Below are 22,761 nucleotides of genomic sequence, written 5' to 3'. Positions count from 1 at the left end.
GTTCAGCCGTCGGCCGCCGCATGACTTCTGCGGTGATCAGCACCGTGCGGGCGGGCCGCGGCGGCCTGACCAGAACAAGCCTCAGACCTGAGGAGACCGTCGATGACGACAGTTGAGGACTTGCCGGCTGCCGGCAAGCAGCCGAAGTCCGCCAAGGCGAAGATCCTCGACGTCGTCAGGTGGGTCGCGATCCTGCTGGTCATCGGCTTCGCGGCGAAGCAGCTGGCGTCCAACTGGGGCGAGTTCTGGCACACCCTGCGCGACGTCGCGTGGCAGTCGTCGCTGCTCAGCCTGGTGGCCCTGGTCGCGGCGATCATGGTGTCGACCTGGGGCTGGCAGGTGATGGTCGACGACCTGGGCAAGCCGATCGGCTACGCCCGGGGAGCCCAGATCTGCCTGGTCGGCTCGCTCGGCAAGTACGTACCGGGCTCGGTCTGGGCGTACCTGCTGCAGATGGAGCTCGGCCGCAAGGCGGGGCTGGCGCGGGCCCGCATCTTCACGGGCTCACTGATCCAGCTGGGCGTGGGCGTGGTGTCGGCGCTGGTGGTGTCGCTCCTGGCGGCCCCGGCGGTGTTCAGCAACAGTCCCCGCGCGCTGTGGCTGTTCGTGCTGATCCCGGTCGGCCTGGCGATGCTGCACCCGAAGATCCTGACGTGGGGCACATCCCTGGTGCTGCGCATCCTCCGCCGGCCCCCGCTGGCCCACCCCCTGAGCTGGCGCGTGATCGGCAAGGTCTTCGGCGCCTCGACGGCGGCGTGGTGCCTCCAGGGAATCCACCTGTGGCTCCTGGCCAACTCGGTGGGAACGCCCGGTTTCAGCGGTTTCGTCCTGTGCGTGGGCGCGATGGCGGTGGCCATGACGGTGGGCACGTTCGCGTTCATCCTCCCGAGCGGAGTGGGCGTCCGCGAGGTGGCCCAGGTAGCGGTCCTGACGGCCAGCGGCCTGACGGTCGGCCAGGCAACGGCGTTCGCGGTGGCATCCCGGGTGATGTTCACGGTGGCGGACCTGCTGACGGCGGGCCTGGCAGCGATAGCGGCCCGCTCAGCCCGCCCGGCGGTCACTCCCGCCTGAGTGGTTGTCCCGGTAAGGCCGGAGCCGCTCAACCCTGCGCGGCGGTCCCCACCAGCCTGACCAACCCCGCCTGACCCACCCATCGCCTGCCCGTCAAGTGCACCCTGCCGGCCCCGAGCGGCCGCCACGTCTTGCGCGGCCGGAGCCCGCTCGACCTCGCCCACTCCGGAACCCGGAGCAGGTTGTCCACCACCTGTACCCAAGTTGTCCACAGGCGTTACGCACATGTGGACAACTTCGGCCCACCTGCGCTCAACCCAGGGTTTTGTCGGCCGCCGCCGATAGACTGGCCAAGGGGACGCCCCCCAGGGGAAGGGCGGGGGCCGTGCTGCTCCGCCTCGAGCCTGCCACCCGGCACATGCCGACGGGAGCGGTGCCTCGGGCAAACGTCTTGAATGAGTCATTCAGGACCTCTTGCGCCCTGAATGACTCATTCAAGGCACCACCCGGCGCGGCCACGAACCTGCGCCCCCCGAAGACGCCCACCGGGAACCGACTCTGCCAAGGCCAAGCGCCGCCTCAGCTGACCAGCCGGTAAATCACCGCGTCCGAATTGCGCCAAACTTCCCGCAAGAACGGCTCCCCGGCCAATCCGACCAACCCCGGCTGATAAGGCTGCTCCGGAGCCGGCAAAGGCACGCCCAGGATCACCCAACGAATGTTCAGCCGCTGAACCGCCGCCCTCACCGCGGGATCAGTCGGATAGTCCCGGAACCGCTGCGCCAGCAACACCGCGTCCGAAGGTGGTGAAGTCTGGTCGTAATGCGCCGCCACCGTGCGAACTCCCGACAGCGCGTACGTCCACGCCGTCCCGTCGAAACGGTCGTTCATCGCCCACTCGCCCGGGGCGGCCAGCTTGCCCAGCTCCGCCATCGCCGCTTCCTCGCCCGGCGTCACGTGCAGCTTCGACGGGTCCGACGCTTGGTAACCCGTGTACACGCGGGCGCCGTTCGAACGGAAGTACAAGCCGTTCGTGAGCGCCACGAAACCCAGCAGCACCACCACCGCGATCGCCACCGCCGGCACCCGCGCGGGCAGCCGTTCGCGGAGCCACGCCTGGGTCGACGCCAAACCGTGCGCCGCCAGCACGCACAGCGGGATCGCCGCCATCGAGAAGAACCGGTACGGGTCGTCCCACCACGGCCGGGACAACGCCATCACCAGCGGGGCGTTCGACGACGCCACTGCCATGTACGCCAGGCCCGTCACCCCCGCCGTCAACCCGATCCAGCGCAGCGCGCCCGCCCGCGCGAAGAACACGATGCCGAGGAACAGCGCCACGGACAGCCACACCTGCGGATGCGCCTCGAAGTGCTGGAACCCCAGCAACGCGCCCAGCGCCGTCGACGCGCGCCACTCGCTCGGCCAGCCGAAGTACGGGAGGTCGCTCTGGGCCAGGCCCAGCGCCCCGAACAACTGCAGCCACGCCACCAGGAACGCCACCACCGCGATCGGCAGCAGCGCCAGCAGGTCGCGGCCGATCCGTCGCCAGCCCGAAAGCCAGCGCTGCACCAGCAGCGGGCCGGCGAACAGGATCCCGCCGAACAACGTCGACGAATGGATGCACAGCAGGCCCACCGCCGCCAGCAGCAGCACGAAACCCGTGTCCGGCGCGACGCGCTCCAGGTACCGCCGCACCGCGACCGCCGCCAGCGGGGTCAGCGCCACGCCCAGCGCGAACGGCAGCAGCGGCCCGCGGTCCATCGACTCGTAGACGCCCACCACCGGCGCCACCGCCGTCAGCGCCACCGCGCCCGCCAGCACCGCGCGTCCGCGGAATTCGCGGACCAAGGTCACCAGCGAGAGCGTCAGCAAACCCGGCAGCAGCAGCGTGTTCGCGTCCAGGGTGGCCGGGATCGACGCCCCGCTGAGCCGGTTGGTCACCGCCGCCAGCAGGTGGTAGGCGTTGGGGTAGAACACCGGCGCCGCGTCGCCGTACCAGTTCACGTGGCCCGTGCCGAACAGGCTGCCGTCGCCGGTGTCGGCGATGTAGCGGACGGCGTTGCCGTGGTACACCGCGTCGAACCCCTGCGGCAACGCGCCGATGTGGCCCAGGCCGCGCAGTGTCGCATAAAAACCCACCGCCGCTCCGAACAGCAGGCACGCGCCCACGGCGAAGTGCCCGCGACGGTCCCACAGCCCGGGTTCCGGCTCGGGGGCCCACCGCCGGACGGTCAGTTTCCGGACACCGTAAGCGATCGCGGCGAAGACGACGGTCGAAACCGCGTAGGTGACCGGCGTGAACTTCCACCCGACCGCCGCGGTCCACGGGCCGGTCAGGCCGCCGATGGCGTAGCTCAGCAACGGGGCCAAGCCGGCCAGGGCCCAGCCGCGCACTCCCGCGGCGAGTGCCGTCAGGAGGCCCGGGACGGCGATGACGGCAACGGCAACGCAGACGGAGAGCACGCTGGAGACTAAGCCGACAACGATCAGGGGAACGCCCCGGGGTGAGCAGTCCGAACGGGACGATTCGCGAATGTCCCTTCGCGATACCCGAACGGGTTATATTGACGCGTGCGTTTCCCTGCTTGACTGACGCCGGGCGGAGAGATCTTCACAAGGGGGCCGGGTGGTCTACGCGGTCGTGGTGGCGTGGCTGGTCCTCGCCGCGATCGTGGTCCTGACCTGGGGACGGCTGGACACCGACCGCGGCTGGCGCGGCTTCGTCCTCACGCTCACCCTCGGCCTTTCCCTGCTGCACCAGCTGCTGTTCGCGACGGTCACCGAGGACGCCCTCGTTTCCTTCCGCTACGCGCAGAACATCGCCGACGGAAACGGCCCGGTCTTCAATCCCGGAGAACGCGTCGAGGGGTACACGAACTTCCTCTGGCTGGTGCTGATCGCCCTGCCGCGGGCGGCGTTCGGCGCCGACGTGCAGTCCACCGCCGTCGTGTTCGGCGTTCTCGCCGCGCTCGGGTGCGTGCTCCTGTCCTACCTCCTCGTGAACCGGATCGTCGCGGGCGCCGACGCCGGACCGCGCCCGGCGATCGGCGTCGCCGCCGCGGTGCTCACCGCGAGTGCCGGCGGCCTCGCCGTCTACGGGCCGTCCGGCTCCGAGGTCCCGCTGTTCGTGCTGCTCCTGCTCGCCGTCTGCTACTCGCTCGCGGCGCGCCGCCCGGTGGTCGCCGGGGTGCTCGTCGCGTTCGCCGTGATGACCAGCCCGGAGGGGCTGGTGGTCGCCGTGCTGGGCGGCCTCTGGCTGGCCGGCGCCGCGCTGCGGAAGAAGCACAGCTGGTGGGCGCCGGTGGGCTACGTCCTGGGCGCGCTGGTGTTCCTGATCCCGCGGCTGGCCTGGCGCGCGACGTTCTACCAGCACTTCCTCCCCGCGCCGCTGGCCGCGAAGCTCGGCGGGCCGTTCGGCTCGCAGGTGGCCGCGGGTTGGCCGTACCTGTCCGGATTCGCCCTGGCGCACCAGGGTTTCGTCTTGCTGGGACTGATCGCCGCGGTTGCGCTGCTGTTGCGTCGCACCGAACCCGCCAAAGCCCTTGTCGTCACAGCCGTCGAGGCCCGCGCCCTGATCTGGCTGCTGTTCGCGATCGCCGCCACGGTCGCCGCCGCCGCGGTGCTGATCGGCGGCGACCCCGGGCCGTCGTGGCGGCTGCTGGCCCCGGTGCCGCCGCTGATCGCGGTGGCGGCCGTCAGCGCGTACGGCGTGCTCACCGTGGACGCCGACGCGAAGCCGTCACCGCGGCCGAAGGCGTGGTCCGCCGCGACCCGGCTCGTCCCGGTGACCGCCTGCGGGCTGGCCGGCATCGCGGTGCTCGTCTCGGTGTTCAGCCCCGACATGCTCGACCGCGTGCGCGACTGGCGCGCGCACGGCACCGAGCTGACCGAGATCGGCGGCTGGCTCGGCCGGTACCTGCCGCCCGGGTCGGTCGTCAGCGCCGCCGCGCCCGGGGCGCTCGCGGCGCACGGCGGCCAGCTGCTCATCATCGACGTCCTCGGCCGCACCGACGACCACATCGCCCGCGAGGGGCGGCACGACGACGGCGTCACGACCGACTACGACTACGTCGTCAACGGCCGCCGCCCGACCGTCGCCGTGCCCGCCGACAGCGGGTTCGCCGACCGACAGCACTGCGCGATCGACCCGGTCTACGCGGGCAAGTACGAAGTGGCCACCTTCCGCCGCGTCGGCACGCCCTACTGGGTCTCGGTGTACCCGCGCGCGGAGCAGGCGAAGTCGGTGGTGACGAACCTCGACAAGGGCCCGGACTTCCGCTACGTACCCTGTCCTTCGTGAAGCTCGAGGTCCCGAAACGCCGGCTCGGCGCCGAAGCGAAGCTCGGGATCGGGGTCTTCGGGACGTCGTTCGCGTTGTTCGTGCTGCGGTTCCTGATGCCGCGCCCGGTCGCGATGTCCAACAACGGCGACGGCGGCCGCGTGCTGTGCGGCGCCGGGATCACCTGGAAAGGCCTGCCGGAGGCCTTCGTCCACCTCGCCTACACGCCCGCGCCCGGCGCGCCGCCGTGCCGGCCGACCTACCTGCTCACGCAGAGCTGGCTCGCGGACCTGGCCGTCCGGATCGGCGGGCTGATCGGCCTGCCCGGGACGCTCAGCCTGGTCGTGCTGGGCCTGCTGAGCAGCGTCATCGCCGCGGCGGCGATCGCCGCGATCGTGCTCGGCCTGCCGTACTCCCGGCGTGCCCGGCTGGCCGTGGCCGCCGGGCTGCTGCTGGTCGTGGCCGACTCGGCGTTCTTCGGGTACTTCGCCGCGGTGCTCGGCGAAGGCGCGGCCTTCCTCGGCCTGCTGCTGGTCGTCGGCGGCCTGCTGCTGACCGCGCGTGAGGGCCGGTGGAGCTACGCCGGCATGGCGGTGACGTTCGCCGGAGGCGTCCTCGCGGTCAACGCCAAGGTCCAGACGCTGACGATCCTGCCGATCCTCGCGCTCGCCGTGTTCCTCATCCGGCCGGGCACGCTGCGCGGGCCGAAGCGGTGGGCCGCGGCGGTGCTGGTCGTCGGCGCTCTCGGCGCCGTCACGCTGTCCGCGCAGCAGAGCGTCGAACCGGCCCGGGCGCCGGACGGCACGTACAGCGAGTTCCCCGGCGACGACTCGCGTGAGATCAACGTGTTCAACTCGGTCTTCCTGAACATCGTCGACGGGAAGCACGACACCCAGGCCGACCTGGCCGCGCTCGGGCTGCCGCCGTCGTTCGCGCAGTACGCGGGCAACGGCTGGTGGCACCCGCACCCGGCGACCATGGACCCGCTCTACGCGCGGTACCGCGGGCAGCTGACCCGCGAAAACGTCGTCGCGTACTTCGCGAGCCACCCCGGCCGGACCCTGGAGGTGCTGAACCGGGCCGCGACCGACCAGCTCACCGCGCGCCCGGACTACCTCGGCAGCTTCGACCAGGACGCGGGCTTCGCGCCGCACGCGCAGGAGTACCGGGTGCCGGTGGTGTCGTGGCTGACCGGCCTGCTCAGCCCGCTCGGCCTGTTCGCGCTGGTCCCGATCTGGCTGTTCGTGCTGGTCAGGGCCTGGACGCAGCGCCGTGGCGCACTGGGCGTGGTGCTGGCGTTCCTGTTCGCCGTCTCGCTGACGCAGTTCGGCGCCGCGGCCCTCGGCGACGGCATCGAGGGCATCAAGCACCAGTCCGTCGCGCTGTTCACGATCCTGCTGGCCCTGGTGCTGGCGGCACTGCCTCAGTCACGGTCGAGCGAGCCCCGGTGGGGCAGGAACTCCTCGGTCGGCGGGCCGTCGTCGGCCACGCGGTCCCGCTTCGCCGGCGGTTTCGGCCAGAACGGCGGCACCTCGAGCAGCACGAAGACGAGCAGCCCGGCCAAGCCGACCAGGAAGATCGTCGACGACGACGCCAGCTTGTAGTTCACCGCGAAGTACAGGAAGAACACCACGCCGACCCAGATGCGCCGGGCGTCGCCGCGGTGCCGGTCGAGCACGACGGCGACCAGGCCGATGACCAGCGGCGCGAGCATCACGAAGACGCGCTGGGTGTCCGTGGCGACCATCCGCCCAGCCAGGCAGCACAACCCCAGCCAGACGCTGGACACGAGCAGCAGGCTCCGAGTGCCGTTGCGCCGGTACTCGAGGTAGAGGCCGTAGGCGAAGATCAGCCAGAAGAAGCCGAACGTGCTGTACAGGGCCGCTTGGTCCACGCCCTTGTTCGAAGAGAGGGCGAAGCGGATGTTGCCCAGCAGGCCGCTGTTGGCCTGCCCGGCCCCGAACCCGTAGTCGCCGCCGATCAGCGCCTGGGCCCACAGCCGGAACGCGAAGTACAGCCCGGCCGCGACCACGACGGCGACGAGCCCGCCGACGACCTGCTTGTCGCGCAGCGACCGCGACCGCGTCCACGCCGCCAGCGGGTACAGCGGCGCGAGCAGCAGCGTCGTCTCCTTGTTGATCGTGCCGACGACGATCACCAGCGCGAACCAGATCAGCCGCCGGTCGAACAGCAGCCACAGCGCGACGAGGTAGAGCAGGTTGTTCAGCGGGTCGACCAGGTACGGGTTGCTGAACGCGTACGGCGCGTACCAGAACGTGCAGGCCAGCGCGGTCGCGGCGAGCGCCGAGGTGTACAGCCGCAGGTCCAGGCGGATCCAGAGGAACTCGAAGAAGACGATCGCCGCGGCGAGCACCAGCGCGAACGTGAACGCCAGCCACACGGAGTCGAGGGAGATGCCGGTGAACCGGTTGACGGTGTGGACGAGCCACGGGCTGAGCATCCGGAGGGCGAACGGGTTGTCGACCTGAGCGCCGGTCTGCACCGACATCGCGTAGTACTCGGCGGCGTCGCCCCACGCCTTCTCGTGCGCGTTCGGCTGCACTGGCGCGTAGGAAATCAGGTTGAGGAGCGTCACCGTGGCCAGGCCCAGGTACACCGCGACCCGGTGCCCGGTTCGTCTGACGGGCGAGCCGGGTTCCTCGATCACTGGCAACACGCCCCGAAGCCTAGTGGGCGTGCGGCGGCCGTGAGCTTCGCCCGGTTTGTGGCCTTCACCGCTGAACAGCGGTCAAGAACCTACGGTCCCGTAACCTGGCGTGATGGCTGACCTCGTGTACCCGCCCGTGATCGCGGCGGCCCGGACGATGTTCCGGGTACTGGACAACCGCATCCGGGTCGACGGCGCGGAGCACATCCCGCGCCGCGGCGGTGCGGTCATCGCGTGCAACCACGTGAGCTACCTCGACTTCATCTTCTGCGGCCTCGGCGCGCGCCCGGCCAAGCGGCTGACGCGGTTCATGGCGAAGAAGGAGATCTTCGACAACAAGATCGCCGGACCGCTGATGCGCGGGATGCACCACATCTCCGTCGACCGCTCCGCCGGCCTGGCCTCCTACCGCGAGGCGCTCGGAAAGCTGCAGGCCGGCGAGGTCGTCGGCGTCTTCCCCGAGGCCACCATCAGCCAGTCGTTCACCGTCAAGGAGATCAAGTCGGGCGCCGTCCGGATGGCCGCCGCGGCGAACGTCCCGGTCGTGCCGATGGCGTTGTGGGGCACGCAGCGGCTCTGGACGAAGGGCCGCCCGAAGGACCTGACCCGCCGGCACGTGCCGATCTCGATCCTCATCGGCGAGCCGATGCACCCGGCCAAGGGCGACGACTGGGACGTCGTCACGAAGGAGCTGCGCACGCGGATGAGCGCGCTGCTCGACCGGGCCCAGGCCGAGTACCCGGACCAGCCCGCCTCCGACGAGGAACGGTGGTGGCTGCCCGCCCACCTGGGCGGAACCGCCCCGACCCCGGCCGAAGCGGCCGAGCTCGACCGCGGCTAGAACCAGCGCTCGAGGACCTGCGCGACGCCGTCTTCGCCGGCCGGGCCGGTGATCTCGTCGGCCACCGACTGCGCCCGCGGGTGCCCGTTTTCCATCGCGACGCCGTGGCCGGCCCAGCGCAGCATTTCGACGTCGTTGGGCATGTCTCCGAAGGCGATCACCCGCTCGCGGTCGACTCCGAAACGCTCGGCGACGTCGGCGAGGCCGGTCGCCTTCGTGATGCCGTGCGCGGACAGCTCCACCAGCCCGCCCGACGACGAGTACGTGACGTCGACGTCACGGTCGAAGAGCGCGTTGATCGCGTCGGACATCTCGTCGGACGACATCCCGCGGTGGCTGACCAGAAGCTTGATCGCCGGGTGCCCGAGCACTTCGGCGCGCGGCGCGGTGCGGCCCTCGCCGTCACCCCACGGGTTGTGGTAGTTCGGCTCGATCACGAAGCTGCGCATTTCGTGGTCGGCGTCGGTGCCGACGCGTTCGGCGGCCAGCCGGCAGCCGGGGAGGGCCTTGTCGAGCGCGTGCGCGATGTCGTGCAGCAGTTCCGGCTTCAGCAGGCCGTGCACCGCGACGACCTCCTCGCGGCCGCAGTCGTACAGGACGGCGCCGTTCGCGCAGACCGCGTAGCCGGTCAGCTCGAGCGGCTTGGCCACGGGCGCGATCCAGCGCGGCGGCCGGCCGCTGGCCAGCACGAACGGGACGCCCGCGTCGATCGCCCGGCGGACGGTCGCGATGGTGCGGGCGCTGAGGGATTCGGAGGGGCCGAGCAGGGTGCCGTCGACATCGGACGCGATCAACTGAGGTCTCTCCACCTCGCCATTGTCCCTGACCCGTTCGGGTGGCCTCGTCCCCGTCCGAGCGATCGTCGGTGGTTACCGATAGCGTCCCGGAGCGTGCGAGTAGGCATCGTGATTCTTCCGGAAGATCGTTGGTGGGCCGCCGAGCCGAAGTGGCGCGCCGCCGAGGAGTACGGCTTCGACCACGCGTGGACGTACGACCACCTGGGCTGGCGGAACCTCGTCGACGGCCCGTGGTTCTCCGCGGTCCCGACCCTGACGGCCGCCGCGATGGTGACGTCGCGCATCCGGCTGGGCACGTTCGTGGCCTCTCCGGTCGCGCGGCACCCGGTGCCGTTCATGCGGGAGCTGACCACGCTCGACGACATCTCGGACGGCCGGTTCGTCCTCGGCGTCGGCGCGGGTGTCGACCACCAGCACTACGACGGTGCGGTACTCGGCGCCCCCGAGCTGACGGCGAAGCAGCGCGCGGACCGGTTCACCGAGTTCGTCGAGGCGCTCGACGGGCTGCTCATGACGGACAAGTTCGACTTCGACGGCGAGTACTACCGGGCCATCGAGGCCCGCAACCTGCCGGGCACGGTCCAGCGGCCGCGGCTGCCGTTCGTGGTCGCGGCGAACGGCCCCCGCACCATGACCCTGGCGGCGCGCTTCGGCGCGGGCTGGGTCACGACGGGCAAGGGCGGCGCGACCGAGGACGAGTGGTGGGGTGGCATCAAGCAGCTCACCGAAGTCTTCGACCAGCGCCTGGACGCGGTGGGCCGCGAGCGGGCGGGCATCCAGCGGCACCTGAGCCTGGACGCGTCGCCGGTCTTCTCGCTGAGCAGCGTCGAGGCCTTCCGCGACGCGGCCGGCCGCGCGGGGGAGCTGGGTTTCACCGACGTCATCGCGCACTGGCCGCGGTCGTCATCGCCGTACGAAGGCCGCGAAACCGTCCTGGAGCAGGTGGCGAGCGACGTGCTGCCGGAGCTGCACGCTAGTCCGAACGGGTGACATCCGGGTCACCGGGAAACCGATTGCCGTCCCTCAGGCGTCCTTCACAGCAGACGTCAGAGATCACCCCGGGGGTGGTTGGGGGACGGAGGCCCTCGTGGCCGCGGCACGGGGCGCCGCGGCCACGAGGGTTTTGTCTTCTCCGGGCTACTTCACGATCCGGTAGATCACGGCGCCCGGGTTCCGGTAGACCTCCTGCACGAAGTCGTGCCCGTCGAGGTGCCGCAGGCCGGGCGCGATCGGCGTGTCGCGGCGGATCGTCCCGCTGCCGACCAGCACGTAGTGGATGTTCAGCCGCCGCGTCGCGGCGCGGACCTGCGGGTCGCTGTCGTAGTCGCCGAAGTGCAGGGCCAGGTAGAGCGCGTCCGGGGGAGCGACGCCCGCGTCGTAGTGGCCGGCCACCGGGTGCACGCCGGTGAGTGCGTACATCCACGCCGTGCCGTCCATGCGGTCGTTGAGCACCTTCTGGTCGGCCGGGATCCCCAGCGTGCCGAGGTGGTCCATGGCGTCGATCTCGTCCTGGCTCACCGGCGGGACCGTTTCGCCGGGCAGGCCGTTGTAGTACAGCAGCGAGACCGTCTTGGCGTTGGCCGCGCGGTAGAACCCGCCGGTCAGCACGCCCATCGCCACGACCAGCAGCACCGCCGTCGCCAGCCCGACCCGGCCGGTCAGCCACGGCCGCGCCCGCACCCAGGCGCGTCCGCTCGCGACCTTCGCCAGCCACTGCTGGGCCTCGCTCATGCCGTGCGCGGCGAGCAGGCACATCGGGATCGCCGCCAGCGCCATCAGCCGGAACCGGTCGTTCCACCACGGCCGCGACAGGCTGATCACCCAGTCTTCGCCGCCGAAGCAGGCGACCACGACGAACAGCGCGGAGAGCCCGATCGCCGAAAGCACCACCCAGCGCATCCGCCGCAGCCGCGCCAGCGTGAACACACCCAGGGCCAGGAACACCGTCAGCCAGATCTGCGGCACCGGCAGCACCTGCTTGAACGTCGCCAGCATCGCCAGTGCCTTCCACACCGGCATGTGCGAGCCCCAGGGGTGGTACGGGTACGACCCGGCCGTGAAGGTGAGCGCCCCGAGGATCATCGGCGCGGCCAGTACCCCCGCGGCCACCATGACCGGCACCATCCGCAGGACGTCGCCGCCGACGACCCGCCAGGCCGCTTTTCCGGGCGCGACGCCGTCGAGGGGCTTGCCCCGCAGCGCCCGGTACCAGCGCTGCACGACCACGGGGAACGCGAACAGGAGCGCCCCGAACAGCGCGCTCGAGTGCGCGGCGAGCAGGCCGGTGGCGCTCAGCGCCAGCACCGCGCCCGTGTCGACGCCCGGCCGCACGACGAACCGCTGCAGCGCGACCACCGCCAGCGGCGTCAGCACGATGCCGAGCGCGAACGGCAGCAGCCCGCTCGACACCGACTCGTACGCCCCGGTCGTCGCGCCGCCCGCGACCAGCGCCACGCTGCCGGCGAACACCGCGCGGCCGCCGAGCTGGCGCACCAGCGCGACCATGGCCAGCGCGAACAGCCCGGCGATCGGCATCGTGACGGCGTTGAGCGTGACCGGGACCGACGTCCCCGACAGCTGGTAGACCAGGGCGCCGACCAGGTGGTAGGCGTTCGGGTAGAAGGAGCCGTCCGGGTACCAGTTGATCGTGCCCATGCCGGTCAGCGAGCCGTCGCCGGTCTCGGCGATGTAGCGGATGCCGTTCGCGTGGAAGACGGTGTCCCAGCGCTGGAACACCGCGGTCGTCCCGCCGCGGCCGGTGATCACCACGGCGATCGACACGGCCGTGGCGACCGCCACGCAGGCACCGACGGCCAGGTGCGCCCGGCGGGTCCACGGCTGCGGCGGCTCCTCGGCGCCCGGCGTGAGCCGCGACCAGCCTCGCGCGATCGAAAGCCGGCGAAGGCCGTAGAGCACGGCGGCGAGCAGCAGGGTGCAGGCGGCGACGCTCAGCGGGCCGTACGGCACGTGCGCGATCGCCAGCCACGGGCCGGCCAGGCCGGTGATGGCGTAGCTGAGCAGCGGCGCGAGGCCGGCCAGCGTCCAGCCACGGACCCCGGCGGCCCATCCGACGACGCCGCCAGGCACCGCCAGCACGGCCAGATAGGTGGCCACGGCGGTGAAGTAGCTCCAGAAGTCCTCGGGTGCAGGCACTGCTTTCCAGGTGTGTCGTAGGCCGAAATGTGATAGTCGGGTGCGAGCCGGGTCAGCGACCCCCGTACCCTCGACGCCCGTGAGCGCGCACACGAACCCCGCACAGGTTACTGAAGCCGATTTCGCAGGTTACGACCTCGTCATCGTCGGGTCCGGTTTCTTCGGCCTGACGATCGCCGAGCGAGCGGCGGCCGAGCTCGGCAAGAAGGTCCTCATCCTCGAACGGCGTAGCCACATCGGCGGCAACGCGTACTCGGAGGCCGAGCCCGAGACCGGGATCGAGGTGCACAAGTACGGCGCGCACCTGTTCCACACGTCGAACAAGCGCGTCTGGGAGTACGTGAACCGCTTCACCGAGTTCACGAACTACCAGCACCGCGTCTTCGGCAAGTACCAGGGGCAGGTCTACCCGCTGCCGATGAACCTGGCCCTGATCAACCAGTTCTTCGGCAAGTCGCACACGCCGGACGAGGCTCGCGAACTCATCGCGAAGCAGTCCTCGGAGTTCGAGACGGCCAACGCGCAGAACCTCGAGGAAAAGGCGATCTCGCTGATCGGCCGCCCGCTCTACGAGGCGTTCATCAAGGGCTACACCGCGAAGCAGTGGGAGAACGACCCCAAGAACCTGGGCGAGAACATCATCACGCGCCTGCCGGTCCGGTACAACTTCGACAACCGGTACTTCAACGACACCTACGAGGGCCTGCCCGTCAACGGGTACACCGCGTGGCTCGAGAAGATGGCCGAGCACGAGAACATCGAGATCCGGCTGAACGTCGACTACTTCGACGTGCGCGAGCACATCCCGGCGGGCACCCCGACCGTCTACACCGGGCCGCTGGACCGCTACTTCGGCTACTCGGCCGGCAAGTTCACCTGGCGCACCGTCGACTTCGAGTCCGAGGTCGCGGAGACCGGTGACTTCCAGGGCACCTCGGTCGTCAACTACAACGACCAGGAAGTTCCCTACACCCGCATCATCGAGTTCCGGCACTTCCACCCGGAGCGGGACTACCCGAAGGACAAGACGGTCATCTTCCGGGAGTACTCGCGCTTCGCGAAGGAAGAGGACGAGCCGTACTACCCGATCAACACGCCGGAGAACCGCGAGAAGCTCGAGGCCTACCGCGAGCTGGCCAAGACCGAGGCGCGCGAGCGGAACGTCCTGTTCGGCGGCCGGCTCGGCACGTACAAGTACCTCGACATGCACATGGCCATCGGGTCGGCGCTGTCGGCGTTCGACAACAAGATCGCCCCGCACCTGACCGACGGCGCGCCGCTCGACGGGTCCCTCGATGCTTGAGAAGGGCGCCCCGACGGGCGAGGTCGCGGTCCTCTCGAAGGCCCAGGGCTTTCTGAAGAGTGAAGCTTCGGTGAAAGCCGCGCGCGGCATGTCGCACTTCGGCGAGCACGCGCTCGGCTGGTTCGGCCTGGGGCTCCTGGGTGCGGTGGTCGACAAGAAGCGGCGCAAGGACTGGCTGGTCGCCTCGGCCGGCGTCGTCGGTGCGCACGCCGCCTCGATCGCGGTGAAACGCGTGGTCAGGCGGCCCCGGCCGGACCACCCGAGCGTGGAGGTCCTGGTCGGCACGCCGAGCAAGCTGAGCTTCCCGTCGTCGCACGCGACGTCCACGACGGCGGCGGCGGTGCTCTACTCCGGATTGACCGGGCGTAACCTGGTGCCCGCCCTGGTACCGCCGATGCTCGCCTCGCGGCTCGTACTCGGCGTTCACTATCCGACAGACGTTCTGGCCGGTGCAGCTCTCGGGGGGCTCGTCGGTGGTCTGATACGACGGAAGCTGAAGAAGAATCCATGAGCGAAACGACCGAGCAGCGCAACAGCGACGAAGCGGCCGTGACTCCTGAGGCACCGGAGACCCCGGTGACGGCGGAGACGGCGGAGACGTCTTCGGTGACTGCCACCCGCGGCCCGTTCGGCCTGGCCGGCGGCGTCATCAAGACGGCGCGTCCCCGGCAGTGGGTGAAGAACGTCCTGGTCTTCGCGGCCCCGTTCTTCGCGTTCTCGAAGTCGACCGACCGCACGGGCCTCCTGCTCGACGCGATCGTCGCCTTCGTGGCGTTTTCGCTCGTGGCGAGCTCGGTCTACCTCATCAACGACGCCATCGACGTCGAGGCCGACCGGGCCCACCCGACCAAGCGGAACCGGCCGATCGCGGCCGGCATCGTGCCGGTCCCCGTCGCGTACGGGGCCGCGGTCGTGTTCTTCCTGGCCGGTCTCGGCGTGTCGTTCTTCGCCAGCTGGCAGCTGGCGATCGTGCTGGGGGTCTACGAGGCCGTCCAGCTCGGCTACTGCTTCGGCCTCAAGCACCAGCCGGTGGTCGACCTGGCCATCGTCGGCTCGGGCTTCCTGATGCGCTCGATCGCCGGCGGTGTCGCGGGCGGGATCGCGCTTTCGCAGTGGTTCCTGCTGGTCACGGCGTTCGGTTCGCTGTTCATGGTCGCCGGCAAGCGCTACGCGGAGATCATGCTGTTCGAGCGCACCGGCGCGAAGATCCGCTCGTCGCTGAAGAAGTACTCGGCCAGCTACCTGCGGTTCGTCTGGGCGACGTCGGCGGCGATCCTGATCATGTCGTACTGCCTGTGGGCGTTCGAGATCCGCCAGACCGAGCACAACTCGGTGTGGGCGCTCATCTCGATGGTCCCGTTCGTGGTGGCGGTGCTGCGCTACGCGGTCGACGTCGACGGCGGCATCGCGGGCGAGCCCGAGGAGATCGCGCTCAAGGACCGCATCCTGCAGGTCCTCGGCGCGACCTGGGTGATCACGCTGTTCCTGGCGTTCTACCTGTGACTCATGGCGGATCGACAGGTTCGTTTCAGCTGACGCACAGCTGACCGGCGCAGGCTGAGGTGGTGGGGGCGGGCACTGCGCCCGTCCCCGTGACCACGGGAGCCCACGATGAACGACCAGCCGCGCGAGGAGAAGGCCCCGGAGGGGACCGACCACCCGACCGCCGAGCAGCCCACGGCGCAGGCCGACCAGCCCACCACGCAGCTGCCGGCCGCCCAGCCGACCGCTCAGGCCCCGGCCGCCGGACCCGGGCAGCCCGCCGCGCAAGCCCCGGACGCAGCCGCCCAGCCCGCGGCCGAGCAGCCGGCCACCCAGCAGCCCGGCGCGGCCGAGCAGACCGCGGTGCACGGCCAGCAGCCGCCCGCCGCACAGACCCCTGCCGGAACCACTGCCCTGCCGAACGCCGCGCAGGAGCAGGCGCCGCCGGCCGCCGCGAGCGCGGCTCAGGCCCCGCCGACTCCGCAGCTCTCCCAGCCCGGTCCCGGCCAGGCCTACGGCGCCTGGGGCCCGCCCCCGGCCGCCCCACGGCAGCCCGGCGGCTTCCGGCGGTTCGTCGGCCACCGCGCGACCCAGCTCGTCGGTGTCGGCCTCCTCGGCCTGCTGATCGGCGGGGGCATCGTCGGCGGGATCGCCGCCGCGACCAGCCACGGTCCCCGCGGCGACCATCCGGGCATCCACCGCCAGTACAACGGCCACAACCAGGGTCCCGACGGTCGCGGCTTCCCCGGCCGCGGCGGCGGCAACTCCGGCAACTCGGACGATTCCGGCTCCGGCAACGGTATCTAGAAGCCGCACTTTCACGTGAAAGGTCCGCCCTGGGCCCCGCACTTTCACGTGAAAGTGCGCTGTGGTCTGAGCCACCCGTACCGTGCTCAGATCACAGAAGCATCACGGGCGAGGTACCGTGTCCGGGATGCGAAGCGCCTCCGCAGAACTCCCCAAGGCCGTCACCGCCCTGTCGGCGGCTGTGCCCGTTGCCCGCTCGTGGGCGTTGCCGGCGGGGGCCGCGGCGGCTTCCGCGCTGGTGTTCGCCCTGGTCAGCAGCCATCTCATCGATGACACCTACATCACGCTGTCCTACGCGAAGAACCTCGCTTTCCACGGCCACTGGGGCCTGATCGAGCAGGGGACGGCGAACACCGCGACGTCCCCGCTGAACGTCCTGGCCCTGGCCGCCGTCACGTTCTTCGTCCGCGACGCCGTGCTGGCCGCCGGGATCGTGTTCGTCGCCGCGCAGGTGCTGCTCGTCGCCGGCCTGCGCCGGCTGGGCGAGCGCACCGGGCTGCCGGCGGCGTTCGCGCCGGTGACGTTCGCGTTGCTGCTGGTCAACCCGCTGCTGCTGTCGTCGGTCGGGCTGGAGGTCGCGCTCGGCGCCACCGGCGTCGTCTGGACGCTGGTCTACGCGGGGGAGCGGAAGGGGGGCCGGCTCGGCATCGTGATCGGGCTGCTCGCGCTCGTCCGGATCGACCTGCTGCTCATCGCGGCGGTCCTGTTCGCGGCCCGCCGCGAGTTCTGGACCGGCATCTGGCGCACGGCGTTCGCCGCCCTCGCGGTGACGCTGCCGTGGTTCGGGTTCAGCTGGATGGTGCTCGGCTCGGCCGTGCCGGACACGCTCGTCATCAAGATCAGCCAGCAGTCGTGGGGCCCGTTCAGCTTCACCAACGGCCCGCTCCTGTACTGGCGCAACTTCCCGGCCGAGGCCGCGCTGTCGTTCTTGCCGCTGCCCCTCGCCGGCCTGGTGGGCGTGCTCTGGATCGTCCAGTACCGCCGCGGCTCGGACGTCGCCCGCCGGTTGACGCCGTTCGCGGCGCTGGCCGTCGCGGGCGCTCTGCACTACGTGGCTTACAGCCGGCTCGGCGTGCCGCCGTACCACTGGTACTACGCGCCGAGCATCATCGGCGCGACGATCTTCCTGGCGGCGTGCGCGTGCGCGGTGCCGGAACGTGTCCGCCGCGCAACGTGGACGCTGACCGGCGGCGTCCTCGTGGCGAGCGTCGTGGTCTACGCGCTGCCGGGCCTGCCGCGCCAGTTCGCGCCGATCACGAGCAACCACGCGTCGACGACGGAGTACCGCGAGATCGGCCAGGAACTGGCCTCGATCGCCCACGGCCGCAAGGTCGAGACGGCGGGCGAGGTCGGCGCGCTGGCGTACGCGTGCGACTGCGAGCTGGTGGACGAGTTCTCGGACCGCGGCGCGGTCGACCCGGCGATCACGGAGACGAAGCGCCGCAGCGGCGACCTCGGCCGTGCCCTGCTGGAGGCCAACTTCCACAACTTCGACCACAGCGTCGTCCCGATCAGTCCCGACCTGGTCCTGGCGACGACCCGCCGGACCCCGCCCCCGACAGCACTGGCGACCTGGCGCATCGACTCCCCGTGGATGGGCGCCCAGAACCTGTACCTGATGCCCGCTCACGCGGCCGGCAGCTGATCACCGCCGCGGAACATCCGGTTCATCGTCCCCTCCCGGGCCAGCAGCACCTGCGTGATCACCTGAAGCACCACGAAGCTGCCGATCGACAACGCCGTGTCGAGTCCCGGCACGACGTCCACCGGCAGCGTGTAGGCCATCGCGATGCTCCCCGCGCTGTGCACCAGCCCGCCGACGCCCCACGCGACCGTCAGGACCCACCACACCCGCCGGAACGACGGCGTGTCCGCCCAGCGGGCCTCCAGCGTCGACGCCCGCCCCGGCAGCAGGGCCAGCGTCGCCTGGTACGTCGTCGGGCGGCGGCCGAGACGCAGGCTCGCCAGCATCCACACCCCGATCAGCACGCTGAACCACGCGCCGCGCACCAGCTGCAGCCGCGCGTCGCCGGTCAGCAGGGACGTCGCGAGCCCGAGCGCGACGATGGCGAGCACGAACACGCCCATGCCGTCGACCCGCCGGTGCCGCACCGCCAGGTACAGCACCCGCAGCGCCGGCGGCAGGCCACTCAGCGTCAGCGCCCAGATCGGCGCGACGTCAAACGCGCGCAGCAGGTAGTAGCCGCCGACCGGGGCGGCGATGTCGCAGAGCAGCGTGCCGAGCATGTCCCGAGCATGGGCGACCGGCGCCGCCGGGAACATCGTCGACCTGGCTCTTACGCATCAACCGTCCGGTGGATGCCCATCCGCTGCCGCGTGAGCTTCACGCCGAAGACCACGGCTCCGACGGTCAGCGCGGTGTCGAGGATCGGGACGATGTCCACCGGCAGCGTGAACGCCATCACGACGACGGCACAGGCCAGCAGGACACAGCCGGCGCCCCACCAGAGCGTCGCCGAACGCCACCGCTGCCGGAAGGGCGCCGAAACGCCCCACCGCCGTTCGAGGTCGCCGGCGCGGGCGGGCTGGAGGGTGCACACCGCCCGGAACAGGAGCGGGCGCCGCCCGGCGAGCAGGCTCACCAGCATCACCACGCCGAGCGGGAGCGTGATCCAGGCGCTGCGGACGAGCAGGAGCCGGGCGTCGCCGGAGAACACCGCCACCGCGCCGTTGACCAGCAGCACGGCCAGCACGAACGCGCTGACCGGGTCGATCCGCCGGTGCCGCGCCAGGACGTACCCGGTCCGCAGCAGCGGCAGCACGGCCCCGGCCAGCAGCGCCCACAACGCGTCGACGTCGAACGAGCGCAGGACGTAGTACAGGGCCATCGGGAGCGCGACGTCGCGGAGGAGCATCGTGAGCCCGCCGCGGTCGCCGGTAGTGGTCGTCATGGTGACAGTCTGTGGCGACTGCCGGGCGGCCACATCGGCGTCCGGACCGGTCCCGGATGGAACTGCGCGTCAACCCCGGGGTTGAGGCCTCAGATCGGGAGCTTGCGGAAGATCGGCCGCGGCACGTGCCGCAGCGCCGACATCACCAGCCGGAACGGCGCGGGCGCCCACACCAGGTCCTTGCCCGAGCGCGCGGCCGAGACGGCGATCTCGGCGACCTGCTCGGCCGTCTGCGCCAGGGGAGCGTCCTTGAGGCCCTCGGTCATCTTCGTCTTGACGTGACCCGGGCGGACGACGGTCACCTTCACGCCGTGCGGCGCGAGGGCCTCGCCGAGACCCAGGTAGAAGCCGTCGAAACCGGCCTTGGTCGAGCCGTAGACGAAGTTGGACCGCCGGACGCGCTCGCCGGCCACCGACGACAGCGCGATCACCGTGCCGTGGCCCTGGACCTTCAGCTTCTCCGACAGCGCGACGCCGACCGACACCGCGGCGGTGTAGTTCACCGTCGCCAGCTCGACGGCCTTCGCGTGGTCCTGCCAGACCTCTTCGGGGTCGCCGAGCAAGCCGAACGCGACGACCGCCACGTCGATGTCGCCGCCCTCGAACGCCTTGGCCAGCACCGCCGGGTGCGACGCCGTGTCCTTGGCGTCGAAGTCCACAGTGGACACCTCGGCGCCCTTGTCCTTCAGGCGCTGCGCGGCCGCGTCGAGCCGCGGCGAGGGACGGGCCGCGAGCACGACCCGCAGCGGCTTCTCGGCCAGGTACTTCTCGGCGATCGCCAGGGCGATGTCGGACGTGCCGCCGAGCAGCAGCAGGGACTGGGGGTTGCCAACAGCGTCGATCACAGCTCGAGCCTCCGGCTCATGTCAGAGGCGAAAACGCCTTCGGGGTCAACGGCGGCGCGCACCTTGCGCCACTCTTCGAGGCGCGGGTACATCTTCGCGAACGTCTCGGGCGAGGTGCGCGAGTCCTTCGCGGTGTACAGCCGCCCGCCCGCGGCCAGCACGTCTTCGTCCAGCTCCTGGCAGAAGCGGCTCAGGCCGTCCTTGATCGGGAAGTCCACGCTGAGCATCCAGCCGGGCGAGGGCCACGACATCGGTGCCGGGTTCGCGTCGCCCATCCGCTTGAGCACGTTCAGGAACGAGTAGTTGCCGGACGTCGAGATCTTGCGGCAGATGGCCTTGAGCTGGTCTTCGGCGCCGAACGGCACCGAGAACTGGTACTGCAGGAAACCCTTCGAGCCGTACGCCCGGTTCCACTCGCTGATCATGTCGAGCGGGTGGTAGAACTGCGTCAGGTTCTGGATCTTGCCGCGCGCGCCCTTCTTGGGCACGGTCTTCTGCCACAGCTCGTTGATCAACCCGAAGGTGAGCTTGTTGCCCAGGCCGTTCGGGAAGACGTCCGGCAGCGTCAGCAGCTGCGGCGCGTCGAACTTCAGCGGCTGGCTGCGCAGCTTCGGCGGCAGCTGGTCCACCGTCGCCAGCGAGCCGCGCGAGAACGTGGCGCGGCCCAGCCGGCCGTCGGACGAGATCAGGTCCGGCACCGACATCGAGTAGTCGTACCCGAGGTCCGAGCCGTCGGTGAACAGCCCGAGCGTCTCGTCGAGGTTCGAGGTGCGGTCGGCGTCCACGGAGAAGTAGGCGGTCTCGGTCTTCTTCATCCGGATCGTGGCCCGGGTGATGATGCCGGTCAGGCCGATGCCGGCGACGGTCGCCCAGAACAGCTCGGCGTCCGGGCCCTCCGGCGTCAGCGTGCGGACGTTGCCGTCCGCGGTGATGAGGTCCATCGACACGACGTGGTTGCCGAAGCTGCCCGCGCTGTGGTGGTTCTTGCCGTGGATGTCGTTGGCGATCGCGCCGCCGATGGTCACCTGGCGCGTGCCGGGCAGGACCGGGACCCACAGGCCGTACGGCAGGGCCTCCCGCATCAGCTGGTCGAGGCTCACGCCGGCGTCGAGAACGACGAGCGCGCTGTCCGGGTCGATCGAGTGGATCCGGTTCAGCGCGGTCATGTCGACGACGAGGCCGCCCGCGTTCTGCGCCGGGTCGCCGTAGGAGCGGCCGAGCCCGCGCGCGATGACGCCGCGCTCGCCGGCCTGGGTAACGGCCCTCGCGATGACTTCGACGTCCGCGGTGCTCAGCACGTCGGCGGTGGTCGGTGCCGTCCGCGCCCAGCCCGTGAGCGTGCGACGCTGTGTGTCGGGTGCTTGGGTCACTCGACCAGGGTAGCCACGCCGAACGACGCCCGGAACGTGACCCTGAAGTGCTCGCTTCTACACTTTGCGCATCAAGGCACAAGCGCCCGCGCGGGTGACCATGACTCAGGCAACGAGGTAAAGCAGTGGTGGCGACCGATCCGCAAGCCGACGTAGCAGCTGCGCAGCCGTCCATCGGACTGCTGGGGCAGCTCATTCGCTTCGCCCTGATCGGCGGCTTCTGCGCCCTGGTCGACCTGGGCACGTACACCTTGCTGACCCAGGTGGCCGGGATGGCCACTTCACCGTGGGTCGACGTCGCTCGCGCTATCAGTTTCATCGTGGGCACCACCACGGCGTTCTTCCTGAACCGCAAGTTCACCTTCTCCGGCGGACGGCGCGACGGGAAGGCGCAGGTCGGCTCGTTCGTCCTGCTCTACACCGTGACGTTCTTCGTCGCGGTCGGGGTGAACCAGCTGATGCTGCAGGTGCTGCCGGAGTCCGCGTGGCAGCACACCCTGTGCTGGGCCGTGTCGCAGGCGACTGCCACGGTGATCAATTTCGTGATGCTCAAGTGGGTCGTCTTCCGCGAGCCGTCGACTGAGGAGAACTGAGGAACTTCATGCCCGGTAAAACAGCTACCCCGGCGCCGACCACCACAGCCGGCGCGGCCGCCGAGACGCGGTTCACCGAGCACACTCCGCAGGGCCGCCTGACGGCGCAGCGCGGTCTCTACGCCGGTCCGGCCCCGATCGTCAGCAAGGACCTCTACGCCGAGCTCGAGTGGGGCTCGGCCGTGCGGGAACGTGCGGTGATCACCCTCGAGCCCGCCTCCAAGGTGTCGGGCAACACGTACTTCGGCCGCTTCCCCGCCTCCTACTGGCAGCGTTGGTCCACCGTCACCGAGGTGTCGGTCGAGGCTGTCGTCACCGGCACCGGCCTGCTGTCGATGGGCGCCTCCGACGTCGAGGGCGAACCCCGCGTGGTCGAGGCCGAGCAGGTCGCGAACGCCAAGCAGACGAAGGTCACGCTGACCTCGAAGCTGGACAAGTTCTACGACGGCGGCGCCCTCTGGCTCGACCTGGAAACCGAGGGCGGGCAGACGCTGCGGGTGGAGCAGGTCCGCTGGACGGTCGAAGCGCCGGAGAAGATCCGCCCGACCGCCGTCACGATCTGCACGATGAACCGCGCCGACGACTGCCTCAAAAACCTCCAGGCCCTCGCCGCGGACGTGTCGTCGCTGGACACCCTGGACGCGATCTACGTCGCCGACCAGGGCACCGACCTCGTCGAATCCCGCGACGGGTTCGA

Annotated in this window: 18 protein-coding genes and 1 pseudogene; 12 read left to right on the top strand and 7 right to left on the bottom strand. The window is 70.7% G+C overall.

Annotated features, from left to right (window positions below; genetic code table 11):
* Nucleotides 1-102 precede the first annotated feature (102 nt).
* Entirely contained in the window at nucleotides 103-1,071 is a 969-nt protein-coding gene (locus tag ACZ4TR_RS00095; RefSeq protein ID WP_465285096.1) for a lysylphosphatidylglycerol synthase transmembrane domain-containing protein, read from the top strand.
* Nucleotides 1,072-1,590: 519 nt separating this feature from the next.
* Here ACZ4TR_RS00095 and ACZ4TR_RS00090 read toward each other — a convergent pair.
* A complete protein-coding gene (locus tag ACZ4TR_RS00090) occupies nucleotides 1,591-3,477 on the bottom strand; it encodes a DUF6541 family protein (protein ID WP_465285095.1) in 1,887 nt (628 codons plus the stop codon).
* A gap of 163 nt (nucleotides 3,478-3,640) precedes the next feature.
* Between ACZ4TR_RS00090 and ACZ4TR_RS00085 the strand changes: the two genes are divergently transcribed.
* The 3 genes from ACZ4TR_RS00085 to ACZ4TR_RS00075 all read left to right on the top strand — a co-directional run bounded on the left by ACZ4TR_RS00085 (nucleotide 3,641) and on the right by ACZ4TR_RS00075 (nucleotide 8,802).
* On the top strand, nucleotides 3,641-5,314 hold the full coding sequence (locus tag ACZ4TR_RS00085) for an ArnT family glycosyltransferase (protein WP_465285094.1): 1,674 nt from the start codon (nucleotides 3,641-3,643) through the stop codon (nucleotides 5,312-5,314).
* Entirely contained in the window at nucleotides 5,311-6,897 is a 1,587-nt protein-coding gene (gene wsfD / locus ACZ4TR_RS00080; protein ID WP_465285093.1) for a glycan biosynthesis hexose transferase WsfD, read from the top strand. The genes ACZ4TR_RS00085 and wsfD overlap by 4 nt, the downstream gene beginning before the upstream one ends.
* A 1,176-nt stretch (nucleotides 6,898-8,073) precedes the next feature.
* A complete protein-coding gene (locus ACZ4TR_RS00075) occupies nucleotides 8,074-8,802 on the top strand; it encodes a lysophospholipid acyltransferase family protein (protein ID WP_465285092.1) in 729 nt (242 codons plus the stop codon).
* Here the strand turns inward: ACZ4TR_RS00075 and ACZ4TR_RS00070 are convergent.
* A complete protein-coding gene (locus tag ACZ4TR_RS00070) occupies nucleotides 8,799-9,596 on the bottom strand; it encodes an HAD family hydrolase (protein ID WP_465286251.1) in 798 nt (265 codons plus the stop codon). The two genes, ACZ4TR_RS00075 and ACZ4TR_RS00070, sit on opposite strands and share 4 nt — an antisense overlap.
* Before the next feature lie 96 nt (nucleotides 9,597-9,692).
* Between ACZ4TR_RS00070 and ACZ4TR_RS00065 the strand changes: the two genes are divergently transcribed.
* Nucleotides 9,693-10,589, top strand: a complete 897-nt coding sequence (locus tag ACZ4TR_RS00065) for an LLM class flavin-dependent oxidoreductase (RefSeq protein WP_465285091.1) — start codon at nucleotides 9,693-9,695, stop codon at nucleotides 10,587-10,589.
* A gap of 147 nt (nucleotides 10,590-10,736) precedes the next feature.
* Here ACZ4TR_RS00065 and ACZ4TR_RS00060 read toward each other — a convergent pair whose 3' ends face one another.
* Nucleotides 10,737-12,752 carry a DUF6541 family protein gene (locus tag ACZ4TR_RS00060; protein WP_465285090.1) on the bottom strand — a complete coding sequence of 672 codons (2,016 nt, stop codon included), beginning with the start codon at nucleotides 12,750-12,752 and terminating at the stop codon, nucleotides 10,737-10,739.
* A gap of 79 nt (nucleotides 12,753-12,831) precedes the next feature.
* Between ACZ4TR_RS00060 and glf the strand changes: the two genes are divergently transcribed.
* From glf to ACZ4TR_RS00035, 5 genes are all read left to right on the top strand, one after another.
* The gene (gene glf, locus ACZ4TR_RS00055) at nucleotides 12,832-14,055 is read left to right on the top strand and encodes a UDP-galactopyranose mutase (RefSeq protein ID WP_465285089.1); all 1,224 of its coding nucleotides are present in this window, start codon (nucleotides 12,832-12,834) and stop codon (nucleotides 14,053-14,055) included.
* Nucleotides 14,048-14,566 carry a phosphatase PAP2 family protein gene (locus ACZ4TR_RS00050; RefSeq protein ID WP_465285088.1) on the top strand — a complete coding sequence of 173 codons (519 nt, stop codon included), beginning with the start codon at nucleotides 14,048-14,050 and terminating at the stop codon, nucleotides 14,564-14,566. The genes glf and ACZ4TR_RS00050 overlap by 8 nt, the downstream gene beginning before the upstream one ends.
* On the top strand, nucleotides 14,563-15,558 hold the full coding sequence (locus ACZ4TR_RS00045; protein WP_465285087.1) for a decaprenyl-phosphate phosphoribosyltransferase: 996 nt from the start codon (nucleotides 14,563-14,565) through the stop codon (nucleotides 15,556-15,558). Before ACZ4TR_RS00050 ends, ACZ4TR_RS00045 begins: the two co-directional genes overlap by 4 nt.
* A 108-nt stretch (nucleotides 15,559-15,666) precedes the next feature.
* Nucleotides 15,667-16,344: a hypothetical protein gene (locus ACZ4TR_RS00040; RefSeq protein WP_465285086.1), complete on the top strand. Its 678-nt coding sequence runs from the start codon at nucleotides 15,667-15,669 to the stop codon at nucleotides 16,342-16,344.
* A 127-nt stretch (nucleotides 16,345-16,471) separates the two neighbouring features.
* Nucleotides 16,472-17,989, top strand: a complete 1,518-nt coding sequence (locus tag ACZ4TR_RS00035; RefSeq protein ID WP_465285085.1) for a hypothetical protein — start codon at nucleotides 16,472-16,474, stop codon at nucleotides 17,987-17,989.
* On the opposite strand, the gene ACZ4TR_RS00030 is transcribed toward ACZ4TR_RS00035, so the two are convergent.
* From ACZ4TR_RS00030 to ACZ4TR_RS00015, 4 genes are all read right to left on the bottom strand, one after another.
* A complete protein-coding gene (locus tag ACZ4TR_RS00030; RefSeq protein WP_465285084.1) occupies nucleotides 17,971-18,591 on the bottom strand; it encodes a VC0807 family protein in 621 nt (206 codons plus the stop codon). The two genes, ACZ4TR_RS00035 and ACZ4TR_RS00030, sit on opposite strands and share 19 nt — an antisense overlap.
* Nucleotides 18,592-18,641: 50 nt before the next feature.
* A complete protein-coding gene (locus ACZ4TR_RS00025; protein ID WP_465285083.1) occupies nucleotides 18,642-19,256 on the bottom strand; it encodes a VC0807 family protein in 615 nt (204 codons plus the stop codon).
* Between the two features lie 89 nt (nucleotides 19,257-19,345).
* Nucleotides 19,346-20,101, bottom strand: a complete 756-nt coding sequence (locus ACZ4TR_RS00020) for a decaprenylphospho-beta-D-erythro-pentofuranosid-2-ulose 2-reductase (protein WP_364516377.1) — start codon at nucleotides 20,099-20,101, stop codon at nucleotides 19,346-19,348.
* Nucleotides 20,098-21,471, bottom strand: coding sequence for an FAD-binding protein (locus ACZ4TR_RS00015; RefSeq protein WP_465285082.1), 1,374 nt, complete (start codon nucleotides 21,469-21,471; stop codon nucleotides 20,098-20,100). The genes ACZ4TR_RS00020 and ACZ4TR_RS00015 overlap by 4 nt, the downstream gene beginning before the upstream one ends.
* 125 nt (nucleotides 21,472-21,596) lie before the next feature.
* On the opposite strand from ACZ4TR_RS00015, the gene ACZ4TR_RS00010 reads away from it, so the two are divergent.
* Nucleotides 21,597-22,064 carry a GtrA family protein gene (locus tag ACZ4TR_RS00010; RefSeq protein ID WP_364516381.1) on the top strand — a complete coding sequence of 156 codons (468 nt, stop codon included), beginning with the start codon at nucleotides 21,597-21,599 and terminating at the stop codon, nucleotides 22,062-22,064.
* Nucleotides 22,065-22,072: 8 nt separating this feature from the next.
* Nucleotides 22,073-22,761: pseudogene (locus ACZ4TR_RS00005) on the top strand (glycosyltransferase); the annotation flags it as partial.

The sequence above is a fragment of the Amycolatopsis sp. NPDC028719 genome (assembly GCF_055565395.1).
Note: the sequence above shows the minus strand (reverse complement) of the source record. Positions and strands in the feature narration are given on the sequence as shown.